Origin of the sequence: Streptomyces enissocaesilis, from assembly GCF_039533765.1 — a bacterium.
In the GTDB taxonomy this organism is placed as follows: Bacteria; Actinomycetota; Actinomycetes; order Streptomycetales; family Streptomycetaceae; genus Streptomyces; species Streptomyces enissocaesilis.
This window is the reverse complement of sequence record NZ_BAAAUD010000020.1, coordinates 165,866-178,723: the sequence shown is the minus strand read 5'-3', so window position 1 is coordinate 178,723 and position 12,858 is coordinate 165,866. Positions and strand designations below refer to the sequence as shown.

9 protein-coding genes are annotated in these 12,858 nt (G+C 72.0%); 6 read left to right on the top strand and 3 right to left on the bottom strand.

Going from position 1 to position 12,858, the window contains the following annotated elements; all coding sequences use genetic code 11:
• Positions 1 to 4: 4 nt before the first annotated feature.
• The 6 genes from ABD374_RS10410 to ABD374_RS10385 are packed head-to-tail and all read left to right on the top strand — an operon-like array spanning position 5 to position 8,534.
• Positions 5 to 682 (top strand): class I SAM-dependent methyltransferase, encoded by a 678-nt coding sequence (locus ABD374_RS10410; RefSeq protein WP_344493952.1) that lies wholly within the window; start codon positions 5 to 7, stop codon positions 680 to 682.
• Positions 683 to 704: 22 nt separating this feature from the next.
• Entirely contained in the window at positions 705 to 4,991 is a 4,287-nt protein-coding gene (locus ABD374_RS10405) for an alpha-(1->3)-arabinofuranosyltransferase domain-containing protein (RefSeq protein WP_344493746.1), read from the top strand.
• On the top strand, positions 4,988 to 6,592 hold the full coding sequence (locus tag ABD374_RS10400) for a condensation protein (RefSeq protein ID WP_344493744.1): 1,605 nt from the start codon (positions 4,988 to 4,990) through the stop codon (positions 6,590 to 6,592). The genes ABD374_RS10405 and ABD374_RS10400 overlap by 4 nt, the downstream gene beginning before the upstream one ends.
• Entirely contained in the window at positions 6,589 to 7,383 is a 795-nt protein-coding gene (locus ABD374_RS10395) for a class I SAM-dependent methyltransferase (RefSeq protein WP_344493742.1), read from the top strand. Before ABD374_RS10400 ends, ABD374_RS10395 begins: the two co-directional genes overlap by 4 nt.
• Before the next feature lie 3 nt (positions 7,384 to 7,386).
• Positions 7,387 to 8,292, top strand: coding sequence for a DMT family transporter (locus tag ABD374_RS10390; protein WP_344493741.1), 906 nt, complete (start codon positions 7,387 to 7,389; stop codon positions 8,290 to 8,292).
• Positions 8,289 to 8,534, top strand: coding sequence for a Trm112 family protein (locus ABD374_RS10385; RefSeq protein WP_344493739.1), 246 nt, complete (start codon positions 8,289 to 8,291; stop codon positions 8,532 to 8,534). The genes ABD374_RS10390 and ABD374_RS10385 overlap by 4 nt, the downstream gene beginning before the upstream one ends.
• Positions 8,535 to 8,756: 222 nt before the next feature.
• Here ABD374_RS10385 and ABD374_RS10380 read toward each other — a convergent pair whose 3' ends face one another.
• From ABD374_RS10380 to ABD374_RS10370, 3 genes are all read right to left on the bottom strand, one after another.
• On the bottom strand, positions 8,757 to 9,335 hold the full coding sequence (locus tag ABD374_RS10380) for a hypothetical protein (protein ID WP_344493737.1): 579 nt from the start codon (positions 9,333 to 9,335) through the stop codon (positions 8,757 to 8,759).
• Between the two features lie 216 nt (positions 9,336 to 9,551).
• Positions 9,552 to 12,251 (bottom strand): cellulose binding domain-containing protein, encoded by a 2,700-nt coding sequence (locus tag ABD374_RS10375; protein WP_344493736.1) that lies wholly within the window; start codon positions 12,249 to 12,251, stop codon positions 9,552 to 9,554.
• Between the two features lie 415 nt (positions 12,252 to 12,666).
• Positions 12,667 to 12,831, bottom strand: coding sequence for a hypothetical protein (locus ABD374_RS10370; RefSeq protein ID WP_344493735.1), 165 nt, complete (start codon positions 12,829 to 12,831; stop codon positions 12,667 to 12,669).
• Positions 12,832 to 12,858: the final 27 nt, after the last annotated feature.

Genomic DNA, 12,858 nt, shown 5'->3' with positions numbered 1-12,858 from the left:
GTTCATGCGCGAACAGAGCGATCCCGAGCGGTGCTACACCCTGCTGGCCCGCGACTCGGTCGCACAAGTGGCACGTCATATCGACCTGACCGGCAAGATCGTCGTCGACGTCGGCGGCGGCAGCGGCCGCTTCACCGAGGAGTTCCGCCGCCGTGGCGCGCAGAGCTACCTCTTCGAGCCCGAACTGCGGGAGCTGAGCGCCCGCGGCCCGGTCACCGAGGACGCGGTGCTCGCCGACGGATATCTGCTGCCGCTCGCCGACGGGGCGGCGGACGTGTGTTTCTCGTCCAATGTGCTGGAGCACGTGTCGGACCCGCAGACGTTCATCAGCGAGATGGTGCGGGTCACCCGCCCCGGCGGACTGATCTACCTGTCGTTCACCAACTGGCTCTCCCCCTGGGGAGGTCACGAGACCGCGCCGTGGCACTACCTCGGGGCCGACCGGGCCCGCGAACGCTACGCACGACGTACCGGCCGCGAGGCCAAGCACACGCTCGGCGAGAACCTCTTCCCCGTCCATATCGGTCCCACCCTCCGGTACGTCCGCAGTCGCGACGATGTGCAGGTCGTCACGGCGCGTTCCCGTTACTGGCCATTCCTCGCGAGCACGATCACCCGGGTGCCGGGACTCCGCGAGATCGCCACCTGGAATCTGCTGCTGATTCTCAGGCGAAGCCCATGAGCATGCGAAGTGAGGAACGGTCATGACCACTACGGTCCAGGCGCCCGCCCGGGTGCCGCAGCCCGGCCCGACGCCGTCGGAGGCGTTCGGCGAGCCGCGCGGACGACGCCTGCTGTTCGGCTTCTGGGCCGTCGTGCTGGCGTCGTTCCTCGCGGTGTCGCCGGGGAGGATGACGTTCGAGACCAAACTCGGCGTCGCCCTCGACCCCTGGCGCTTCGTCGGCGACCTCGGTTCGCTGTGGAACGGCAACGTGGGCCTCGGCGGCATAGCGAACCAGTACATCGGCTACGCCTTTCCCGCACTCCCTTACTACGCGTTCATGGACCTGCTGCGGGTTCCGGTGTGGCTGGCCGAGCGGCTCTGGCTGTCGATCATCGTGACCGTCGCCTTCTGGGGTGCGCTCAGGCTCGCCGAGCGGCTGCGCGTGGGTGCGCCCGCGACCCGGGTCGTCGGCGCCGTGGTCTACGCGCTGTGGCCCACCTTCACGATCGTCATCGGATCGACTTCCGCCGCCGCGCTGCCCGGCGCCCTCCTGCCCTGGGTGCTGCTGCCGCTGACCTCCGCGACGCTGAGCCACCGGATGGCCGCCGCGCGTTCGGCCCTGCTGATCCCCTTCATGGGCGGCGTGAACGCCGCCTCCACGTCGGCCGCGCTGCTGCCCGTGGGGCTGTACCTGCTCAGCCGCCCGCCCGGCCGGCGCCGGCGCGCGCTGCTGGGCTGGTGGATACCGGGCGTTGTGCTGGCCACCGTCTGGTGGGTGGCGCCGCTGTTCCTGCTCGGCATCTACGGCGAGGACTTCATGCCGTACGTCGAGCAGGCCGACACGACCACCGCCACCATGTCCGCGACCGAACTGCTGCGCGGTGCCGGCAACTGGGTTGCCTATCTGAACTTCGGCGAGGCATGGCTGCCGGCCGGCTGGGCCGTCGCGACCTCCGTCGTCACCGTCCTCGGTTCGGCGTTCGCCGCCGCGCTGGGGCTGGCGGGCCTGGCCCGGCGGGACCTGCCGGAGCGCCGCTGGCTGCTGCTGACCGTCCTGGCCGCCGTTCTGATCACGCTCGCGGGATACGGCGGAGCGTTCGGCGGCCCGTTCCACGGTGTCGTCCAGGACTGGCTGAACGGGCCGCTCAAGCCGTTCCGCAACATCTACAAGTTCCAGCCGGGACTGGCCCTCGCGCTCGCCCTCGGACTGGCCCATCTGACGGCCGTGCTCTCCGTGGGCAGAGGTTCCCGCGCACTCCGCGGTCGGCGCCGGGTGCCCGCGGCCGCGGCGTTGCTGGTACTGCCCGGTCTGGCGCTCCCGTACGTCAACGGCTCGATCCTGCAGCCAGGGGCGTTCACCAAGCTGCCGACCCACTGGGAGCGGGCCGCCGACTGGCTCGAGGACAACGCCCCCGACAGCCGGGCACTGGTCGTTCCGGCGACGGCGCACGGCATCTACACCTGGGGTTCCCCCATCGACCAGCCGTTCGACGTACTGGCCGAGACCCCCTGGGGGCAGCGGGACTTCGTCCCCTTCGGTACTCCCGGAGCACGCCGTATGACCGACGCCGTCGAGCAGGCGCTGCTGTCCGGCAGCGAGGTTCCGGGCCTTCGGGCGTACCTGGCGCGGGCCGGCATGCACGAGGTGGTCGTCCGCAACGACCTCGACCCCGACCAGATCGGCTACGTCCCGCCGCAGACGGTGAAGCGGACCCTGGAGTCGTCCGGCTACCGCAAGGTCACCGGGTTCGGCCCGCTGGTGACCGGCGGACGCATCGCCGCCGACACCCCGCTCCAGGTGCAGGGGCTCTACCCGCGGCTCCGGGCCGTGGAGATCTACCAGCCGCAGGACCGCGATGCGCGGCCCGGCAGGGTCGGTGTCTCGGCCGTGGCCGACACGGCCGTCGTCAGCGGCGGACCCGAGGCGCTGCTCCGGCTGTCCGCCGACCCCTCGATGGCCGGGCGGCCGGCCGTACTGGCCGGGGACAGGCTTCCCCGGGGAGTCGTCGCACCGGTGAAGGCGGTCGCGGACGGACTGCGCCGAGCCGACACCCGGTTCGGCCTGGTCAACAACAACACCTCGTACACCTACACGGCGGACGAGCGCAATCACTCCGGCAGTCTGCAGAACCCGGGGGAGAAGCCCAAGCAGATCCTGCCGCGGGAGGGCACCGGTCATCAGACGACGGCGGTGCTGCGCGGCGCCGAGTCCGTCACGGCATCCAGCAGTGGCAACTGGCTGTTCCACCTGCCGCAGTACGACCCTGTGAACGCCTTCGACGGCAACCCGGACACCGCGTGGGCCGAGGGCAGCCCGGGCAGGCCGGCCGGCCAGTGGCTCAAAGTGGACTTCTCCCGGCCGACCGACATCCCGGCCTCCATCCAGCTGACGCCCCTGCCGGGCGACGCCATGCGCGCGGCGCCCACGCACGTGCGGATCGAGACCGACCGCGGTTCGGCCGAAAGCCCGTTGCAGACGAACGGCCTGCCGCAGACCGTCAAGGCCCCGTCCGGCGAGGCGTCCTGGATGAAGATCACCGTCGTTGCCGCGCAACAGGCGCGGCCGGGCCTGTCCGGAGCCGGATTCTCCGAGGTGTCGATCCCGGACGTGCAGGTGACACGCATGCTGGTGCTGCCTGCCGACGCGGAGCGCACCGACGCGGCGGCGAGCGTGTACTCCCTGCACCGGGGCACCGACGCGGGCGGCTTGTCGCCGGTATCGGCCGAGGTGGGACTGCACCGGCGGTTCAGCACCCAGGAACCGGGCGAGTACAAGGTGTCGGCGCGGGCCGTCGCCGTAGCCGGCGGCCCGTTGGACGGACTCCTGGACCGTTCGGCTCCCGGATCGAAGAACCGGGTGACGGCCTCCGTGGATTCCACCAGCCGCAACGGCACGTCTCTCAGCGCCCGCAACCTGGTCGACGGTGATCTGACGACCGCCTGGACAGCGGGCGACCGGCCGGTCGTCCACCTGAGCTGGCCCGGGAAGAAGAAGATCGACGAGATCGTCCTCGTGCCCGCGGGCGGGGTGTCCACCCGGCCCGAGCAGGTGACGATCAGCTCCCCGCACGGCGCCGCCGTGGCTGACGTGGACGAGAACGGACGGGTCCGCTTCCCGGCGGTCAAGACGAACCGGCTGGACATCACCATCAGCAGGGCCGCCCCGCTCACCGTCCACAATCCGGTGGCGAACGCGCAGTTGCAGCTGCCGGTCGGGCTGAGCGAGGTGCATGTTCCCGCACTCGCCGATCTGCGGGTGCCGCGGCCCAAGCCGTCCGCGCGCTTCTCGCTGCCGTGCGGTGAGGGCCCGGACCTCGCTGTGGGCGGTGTCCTGCACAAGACGAAGGCCTCCGGACTCGTCCGGGACCTCACCGAGCGGCGTCCCGTCACCGTCGCCCTCTGCGCGGGGGAGGAGAAGGGCGGCACCCTGGAACTTCCGCGCGGCGACCACGAGGTGGAGGCGGGTGACGCGGGGCCGCTGGCGATCACCGACGTCACGCTGACCCGGGGCACCCCGCAGGAGACGGCGGGAGCGGCGGGTCGCGAGGCCACTGTCACCAGGTGGACCGACGACAGCCGGACCGTCTCGGTGTCGGCCGGCGCCGGCGAGGCCACGTACCTGCGGACCTACGAGAACGCCAACGACGGCTGGAAGGCCACCCTGGACGGCACGGAGCTGCAGTCGGTGCGTCTCGACGGCTGGCAGCAGGCCTGGGTGATCCCGGCCGGGGCGTCCGGCACGGTGACCATGGAGTTCGAACCCTCCACGGCGTACCGGGCAGCCCTGACCGGCGGTGCGATCGCGCTCGTCGGGCTGGCCGCCCTGGCCTTCGTGGGCCGCCGGCGCGACGCCGGTGGAACCGGCGAGGAGCTGCCCGAGCCAGCGGCTCCGGGGATGCTGCTCGGGACGGTGGCGCTGACCGCCGTCGTCGCGGTGGCGGCAGGGCCGCTGGCCCTGGTCGTGCCCGTACTCGCTGTGGCGGCGCGGCTTCGGCCGGCCGTTCTGGTGCCGGTCGCGGCGACGGCGATGGCCGGAGCCGGCCTCGTCGCGGCCCTCGGCGCCGGGGAGCCGGTCGCCGCAGGGGAGGGCGCGTTCAGCGGCTTCGCGCAGGTGCTCGCACTGGTGGCCCTGTCCGCCGCGCTGGTGACGGCGGTGAGGCCGGTGCCCGCGGACGCCGGGCGCGAACATGACGACGGGCATGAGGACCACGACGTTTCCGAAGCGCCGGAAGCCGGACCGGTGGTCACGGCCAGGCCGCGAAGCACCGGCGACGGGCACCGGCCCGATCCGCCCCTTCGGCGGCCGGAAGGCGGTGGCCTCTCGTGATCGCGCCGTGGACCGCCGGCGGGAGGGGGACCGCGACCCCTCCCGGCGGGGTCCGGATCCCCTTTCCGGCCGTCGACGAGGTGTCGCGGCACTGCCTCAGTGACGACGAGCCCGAGAGCGTACACATCGAGGTCCATCTGCCCGGACGGCTAGACCCGGTGCGGCTGCGGGCCGCCTTCCGGCGGGCGCTGCTGGCGCACCCCAGGGTGCTGATGCGGGAAGTGCCCGGCCGTCTGCACCGGCGGTCCTTCGCGTGGGAGCTGACCGGCCGACCGGACAGCGATCCGGTGAAGCTCGCGGGGCGGGGCCCCGACGCGTTGGCCCGGGCCCGGGCCCGCGCCCTGAGCGAATGCCCGCCGCTCACCCTGTCGCCGCCGATGCGCCTGGAAGTCGTCGAGGCGGGCAAGGGAAGGGCCGTCCCGGAGCCGTCGGCGACGGGCGTGGCTTCCGGGACCGGGACCGTACTGCTACTGACGATGCATCACACGGCCCTCGACGCGCCGTCCGGGCTGCGGGTGCTCGCCACGACCGCCGAACAATACGGCGGCGTGGCCGGCCTCCCGGTCACCGGGCGGGTCCGGCCGGGGCGCTCGGGCCCGGCTCCGAGCGGGACCGGCCGCACCGTACGTGCGCGCCCCGCACGCGTCGCGCCGGACTCCCGCCCCGGGCAGGTACGCGCCCGCGCCGTGGGCAACGGCATGCTGCAGGCGGACCTGCCCGTTCCGCGGCGTGCGGCGCGGAACGGAGGACTCCAGCCCTGGACCGTCAACGACCAATTGCTGGTCGCCACCTCACTGATGGTGGGCCGCTGGAACGTCTCGCAGGGCCGGCCGGCCGGTCCGGTACGGATCACGATGCCCGTGGACGACCGGCCGCGTGGCCCGGAGATGCCGATGGGCAACGGAACCCGGCTTGTCGAGGTGGCCATGACCTCCGAGGACCCGCGCGACACGGACCTGCTGCTCGGCGAGAGGCCGGACCCGGCAGCCGTGGACCGGTTGCTGCGCACCACGGCTCGGCGCACCCGCGCGCTGAAGTCGGCCCATGGTGCCCCCCTGGGTGCCGGGGCGAGTCTGCTCACCGCACCGCTGCTACCGGTCGGCATCCGGGGCGTGCTCACCCGTGGCGCACGGCGGGCGGCGGCGTCCTGGACGTCGACGGCGCTGGTCACCAATCTCGGACGCGTGCCGTACGCGCTGGACTTCGGCGACGCCGGCCGGGCGACAGCCGTGTGGTTCTCCGCGCCGGCGCGAATGCCGCGCGGGCTGAGCGTGGCGGCGGCTTCCACCGGCGGGCGACTGCATGTGACGCTGCGCTGGTCGCGGGCGCTGCTCGGTGACGCGGCCGGTGCGGACCTGGCGGACCTGTTCCAGGAGTCGCTGTCGAGGACGTCTCCCACCCCGGTCGGGGCGAATGCTCCGGAGGCGGGGCGGGGAGCCGGAATCCGGGAGGCGGAGGCCACCGCCGCGGACGCCGAGGCGTCCACGGACCGGGATCACGCAGGGACCCCGGGCGGGCCGTACCACCACGACACACCGCATCCGGATCCGACACCACGTGGGGCCCGCTCCACCCAGGACAGCCAGAAGAGGCCATCATGACCCTCTCCGCCGACGGCTCCGCAGCACACGGGAAAACGTCCGAGCCGGCGGTGACCTCGCCGGGCCGACCGGTCCCCGGGCTGCGGGACTTCTACGAGAACCCCACCGTTCCCGTCGCCTCCGGGGAAGCCCGTACCCTGCGCCAGGCCCGGATGCTGGCCGATGTGCTCGGCCCCGTGGGGCCCGGCCGCCCGGCCGCCACCGTGCTCGACGTGGGCTGCGGGGACGGCTCGGCCGGCGCGACCGCAGCCCGCGTCCTGGACGGGCACCGCGTCGTGGGGATCGACTGGTCGCAGGACGCGCTGCGCCGGGCGGCGCCGCGCCTGAGCCAGGTCGTCCGCGGCGAACTGACCGGCAGTGGGCTGCCGTTCGCCTCCGGCAGTGCCGACGCCGTGCTGTTCAGCGAGGTCGTCGAGCACCTTGTCGACCCCGACAGCGCCCTCGACGAACTGCGCAGGGTGCTGCGACGCGGTGGGCATCTGATGCTCTCGACGCCGAACCTGGGTGCCTGGTACAACCGCGCCCTGCTGCTCGCCGGGGTCCAGCCGGTGTTCTCCGAGGTGAGTCTGCGCCGCATCCACGGCAGGCCGGGCAAGGAGGTGGTGGGTCATCTGAGGCTGTACACGGCGCGTGCGCTGCGCGAGTTCGTGGCGGCGTCCGGGTTCGAGGTGGTGGCGGTCGCCGGTGCGCCGTTCCACGGAGTGCCGCGCCCGCTCCGCCCGCTGGACCGCCTGGCCTGTGGGCTGCCGTCCCTCGCCTCCATCCTCCTCGTGCATGCGAGAAAGGTGTAGCCCGTGGTGTGGGGTGTGGTCGCCGCGCTGGTGGCGAACGTCCTGTACAGCACCGGCTTCGTCCTGGAGAAGCGGGCGCTGGCCGGCATGCCGCCGCTGAGTGCCGCACAGCCGGGCCGGGCCCTCGTCCTGCTGGCCCGCAGGCCCTTGTGGATCTGCGGGGCCATGGCGCTGGCCCTGGGATTCGCCGCGCAGCTGGCCGTCTACCGCACACTGCCGATCGCCGCCGCCCAGGGCTTGTTCCTGTCCGGTCTGGTCCTCCTGCTGGTGCTCTCGTCGGTGGTGCTCGGTGAGCGCCCCTCCGGCCGTGAGCGGCGTGCGGTGGCTGTCATCGGTCTGGCGCTGGTGATGGTGGTGGCCTCGCTGCACGGGACCAGCGAGGAGATCAGCCGCAGCGCGCCCACAGGCATCCTGCTGGCACTGTGCGTGCCGTCCCTCGTGGCTGGGCTGGTGCTCTACACGGCCGCGGAGCGGCGCGCCCGCCGGCGCCATCGGCAGCCGACGACCGGGCTGGCCTACGCGGTCGCGGTCGGTCTGATCTACGGCGTCAGCTCGCTCGCCATCAAGGGCGTCTCCGGGCATCTGGACACCTCGGACCTCCCGGGTTCCGTGCCCGCCCTGCTCGCCACCCCGTACCCGTACCTCCTCCTGCTGACAGGGTTCAGCGGACTGGTGCTGTCGCAGACCGCGCTGCAGCGCTGCCGGGCGTCACTGATCGTCCCGGTGTGCTCGACGGTGACCTGTGTGTTCACGATCGTGAGCGGCACGATCGCGTTCGACGAACCGCTGCCCGACGATTCGTTGCGGCTGTTACTGCGTCTCGGCGGCACCTTGCTCGCGCTGACGGTCCTGCTCATCCTGCCGCGACACGACGCGGATACCCCCACCTCCGAAGGAACCCGTTCATGAAGCCTGACCACCCGCTGCTGAAGATTCTCGCCTGCCCGCTCGACAAGGGCCCGCTGGTCCTCGACGAGACCGGGGACGCTCTCTACAATCCGCGCCTGCGCCGCCGCTATCCGATCGTCGACGGCATTCCGCAACTGCTCCCCTCCTCCGGTGTGCCCGCCGTCGAAGAGGAACCTGCCGCCGAGAACAGGCATGACGTGTCCGCCGGACCATCCGACTCCGCCGGTGGGGACCGCGCCTAGCCGCTCCCGGATCCTTGCGGAGGCTGGCGGACACGAACAAGGACAACCCGGAGCGGCAGGTGCGGTTGAGCTTCCTCGGCCGAGCTTTCCCCGCCGAGCTTTCCCGCCCGCCCGGAAGGTGGTCGGCCCGGTTTCCGTACGGTGGACGGAGACCGGGCCCGCGCGGGCGAGCGGACCGGAGCCACCCGCGCGGGGTGGCCCGGCATCCGCCTCACCTGCGTCTCACATGTGCCGGCCCATCGGGGGCATCATCGGCATCATCCTGTGCCGCATGCCCCGGGACTGCTGCGAGGGGCGCTGTTGTTCCCCGTGCAGGGCGCTGAGGACCAGCAGGCCGCCGGTCATCGCGGGCACCGCCCACTGCATCCATGCCAGGTGGCGCTGCGCCTTCTCCAGGTCGACCGGGTGCTTGGCCGCCTTCTCGGTGTCCTCCGGGTCCGAGGAGGACGCGAGTTCCACCTTCTTCCCGAGCAGCCGGGCGTACGCGGTGGCGGCCAGCGCCCCACCGGTGAGAACCGTCTTGGCCAGGGTGGAGGCCGCCACCCCCTGCTGGTTCGCGACACGGGCGGCGTTGGCCGCCAGCAGGCCGCTGCTGCCCACCAGGTGCACGGCGATGGCGGTGGCGTTGACCGGCGTCCATTTCGCCCAGCCGCAACTGGCGATCCGCGCGGCGGCGGCCTCGGTCCCTCCCTCGGACACGGCGGCGCCGTTCAGGCCCACGGCGCCCATCAGCGAGCCGCCGAACCACGCGGCCAGGCCCAGATCGTGCATGCTGCGCAGGACGGTATTGCGTTCCGACATCTGAAGGCTCCCTGGGGCAGAAGGTCTCGACGGCGCCTGTCCGCGACATCCCGACCACGCTCACACACCCCACCGGCCACCACCACAGGAAGTAGTACGAACGGACCATCCCTCCCGGCCCCGTCCCCCCACCGGAGTCCGGGAGCGGACGGACCGCGGGGGCGGCACACCGGGGGACGCGTGCGTACACGCGTCCCCCGGTGTGCCGGAGCGGCGTCAGCCGGTGGTGCAGTCCTTGCCTCCCTGGGTGAACGCCACAGGTCTGTCATTGGTCCCCGACCAGCTGCCGGTGAACCCGAAGCCGACCGACGCGCCGGGTGGCACCTTCCCGTTCCAGCCCAGGTTCCTCACCGTCACCGCAGCGCCCTGCTGTGCGTACGAGGCGTTCCACAGCTGGGTGACCTTCTGGCCGTTCGGGAAGGACCAGCCCAGCGACCAGCCGTCCCAGGCCGCGCTGCCGCTGTTGGTGAGGGTCGCCTCGGCCTGGAAGCCGCCGGACCACTGGTTCGTGATCCTGTAGGTGACGGAGCAGGTGCCCGGCCCCGGAGGGTCACCCGGGGCGCCGGGACCGCCGGAGTCCGCCGTGTCGCCGTACACGATGCCGCGGCCGTTGGTCGCCACGTACACCCGCCCGTAGACCCGGGGGTCACCGGTGATGGCCGCGCCGGTCCACCCCCACTGGTGGGCGTCGTCGTTGATACGGGTCCAGCTCGCCCCGGCGTCCGTGGAGCGGAAGACGCCGCGCACACCGCCGATCTTCGCGCTGGTGTAGAGGGTCTGGTACGAGGCGCCCGGCGCGGCCTTGCCGAAGCCGATCGTGTCGGCCTCGTCCACGCCGGTCAGCTGGGTGAAGGTGGCGCCACCGTCCTTCGAACGCCACAGCCCGTACGCGCCCTTCGTCGAGCCGCCGGCCAGCCAGATGTCGCCCTTGGCGCCCGGCACCGCCTTGAAGCGGACGCCGCCGTCCGTGGGCAGCCCACTGGACGCCTTCGCGGTGAAGGTCGCGCCGCCGTCCGAACTGACGTAGAAGGTACCGGACTTGAAGCCGTAGAACGTCTTCGGGTCGACACGGTCGGCCTCCACGACCGCGTCCGCCGGCAGGCCGGCGGACGCGGTCCAGGAGGAGCCGGATCCGGTCTGCACCCCCGCGCCCTGCGGACTCCACACGAACCGGCCGCCGTCGGCGGACACCGCGACCGTACCGCCGCCGGTCACGCCGGCCGGGTCGTTTCCCGCCTGCCAGGTGGCTCCGTTGTCCCGGGAGAAGGAGACGTGCGGGCCCGTGTCGGCGTTGCCCACCCGTACCACCGTGTCCGGTGCCGACTCGGCGAAGTCCAGGCTGGTCGTGGTGGAGAAGTTCGGCGACTGGTACATCAGCGGCGGCACCTTGGTGACGTCGGTGTGCCGGAAGCCGCCGATGTCCCCCAGCGCGCTCAGCAGCGGCGCGCCGGACGGCGGCGCGGCGAGGTCGGTGACCGCGGTCTCCTCCAGGCCCCGCACCATCGGCTTGACGGTGAACCTGCCGCCGGAGTCCCACGCGCCGAGGTCCTCGGTTCCGTAGACCGTCGCGCCCGTCCCGTACATCATGCGGTCCGAGTCGAACGGGTCGATCTCCAGGGCCTCGGTCATCCAGCCCAGCTTCGGGCTCTGTTCGGGCGGTGCGGGATTCGCGCCCCAGGACAGCCACGGCACGGACGAGACGTCCATCGTGTAGCGGTCGGCGCGCTCGGGATACGAGGAGTAGGACCAGGCCGTCGTCCAGGTGGCGCCCCGGTCCGTGGAGCGGAAGATCTGCGTGTCCGGCCACCAGGAGCTGTAGCCGGTCACCATGACGGTGCCCGGGCGCTGCCGGTCGATGCTCAGTCCGCTGAAGCCGTAGTGCGTGTCGGCCTCGGCGACCGGGCTGATGTCCTTCCACTCCCCGGTCTTCGTCGCGTACCGCCACACCTGGCCCTTGCCGCCGTCGTACGGTCCGCCCTTGTCGCTGTAGGGGAGGTAGAGGTAGCCGTTCTCGGCGTCGAGGACGCCCTTGTGGGCGAGCAGACCGGTGGGCTGGCCCGCGAGCCGCGACCAGGTCGCACCCGCGTCGGTCGAGCGGTAGACCGCGTTCTCCTTGTCGGCGACGCCCACGTAGAGCGTTCTGGTGGCGTTGCCCGGTGAACCGGTGGACTCGTCGAAGGTGACCCAGGCGATGCCCTGGTTGTCGGAGGCGTACCCGCTCGTGTCGGACGGGTCCTGCCGGTAGTTGCCGGGATTGGGGAAGGCGGTCACCTGCGACCACGTGACGCCCGAGTCCGTGGAGCGCCACAGTCCCTTGCCGCTGGGCGCCCCGAGGTAGAGCACACTGTTCTTGTGCGGGTCCACCGCGAGGCGCTCGCCCATGCCGCGCCCCGGCATGTTGCCGCCCAGCTTGAACGGCAGGTCTGCCTTCTTCCAGCTCGCGCCCCGGTCCGAGGAGCGCAGTACGGCGCCGTTGTCCGGGTCCCAGTCGTTGGTGTACGTGCCCACGGCGGCGTACACCTTGCTCGGCTCGGCGGTGTCGGAGGCGATGCTGATGACGCCGGTGTGCCCCCAGTCGTCCCAGCCGACCGAGTCCAGGAGTGGTGTCCACGTCCGGGTGTCCTGCTGCCAGCGGTAGGCGCCGCCGATGTCGGTGCGGGCGTAGGCGAGGTTCTTCTCGGTGCGGTTGAAGACGATGCCGGGGACGAAGCCGCCGCCGTCGATCCGTACGTTCTTCCAGGTGTAGGCATCCGCGGCGGTCGTCGCGGCCGGTCTGTCCCTGTCCGCGACGGCCCGGCCGGCCGGTTCGGCGAAGCCCGGTGGCGCACCGGCGAGGAGGCCGCCGGTGAGGGCCGACAGGGCGAGCAGGACGGGGAGCAGGCGTGTTCTGCCCGCCCGTGGCACAGGGGATCGCATGGGGGGTGTCCCTTCAGTGGTGCCGGTGGGGCCCGGAACCGGTGATGACGTGGAGACGGGTGCGGCTCCGCCGACGGGAGTGGAATGCGGCTCTGCTGTGCTGCTCACTCCGTCGGCGGAACAACAAGCTGCGAACCAGTGGGAGCGCTCCCAGAGTGGAGAGGGGAAGCGAGGGGGGTCAAGGGGCTTGAAGAGTCGAACTAATTCGACAGAGGAATACGTGAACTCCTCTGTTCCTTTACGGAACTTGACGCTAGCTTCAAAACACCAGTGGGAGCGGTTCCATCAGTCGACGCGTCCGTGACGACGTGTCGGAGCTGCAAGGAGTCGCTCATGTGACGCCCCCCGCATTCCCTCGCACCGCTTGTCGGTGCCACCCTCGCCCCGGCTCCGGTGGCGAGCCGGAACACCACGCTCATGCCTGTCGCCGCGCCGTGGCCCGACCAGCACGGACCGGCGTATCCCGGTTGGTCCCGAACACCTGGAACACCTGGAACACCTGGAACATCTGGTGCTCCAGGAACTCCTGGAGCACCGCCTTCGGGCCGCCGCTGATCAGCAGACCTGACGGCACACCCATGCGCCGTCACGACCTCGGACGACTCGA

Coding starts and splice junctions, on each gene's coding strand:
- ABD374_RS10410 (WP_344493952.1), top strand. CDS start 5: ATGCGCGAACAGAGCGATCCCGAGCGGTGCTACACCCTGCTGGCCCGC.
- ABD374_RS10405 (WP_344493746.1), top strand. CDS start 705: ATGACCACTACGGTCCAGGCGCCCGCCCGGGTGCCGCAGCCCGGCCCG.
- ABD374_RS10395 (WP_344493742.1), top strand. CDS start 6,589: ATGACCCTCTCCGCCGACGGCTCCGCAGCACACGGGAAAACGTCCGAG.
- ABD374_RS10385 (WP_344493739.1), top strand. CDS start 8,289: ATGAAGCCTGACCACCCGCTGCTGAAGATTCTCGCCTGCCCGCTCGAC.
- ABD374_RS10380 (WP_344493737.1), bottom strand. CDS start 9,335: ATGTCGGAACGCAATACCGTCCTGCGCAGCATGCACGATCTGGGCCTG.
- ABD374_RS10375 (WP_344493736.1), bottom strand. CDS start 12,251: ATGCGATCCCCTGTGCCACGGGCGGGCAGAACACGCCTGCTCCCCGTC.
- ABD374_RS10370 (WP_344493735.1), bottom strand. CDS start 12,831: ATGGGTGTGCCGTCAGGTCTGCTGATCAGCGGCGGCCCGAAGGCGGTG.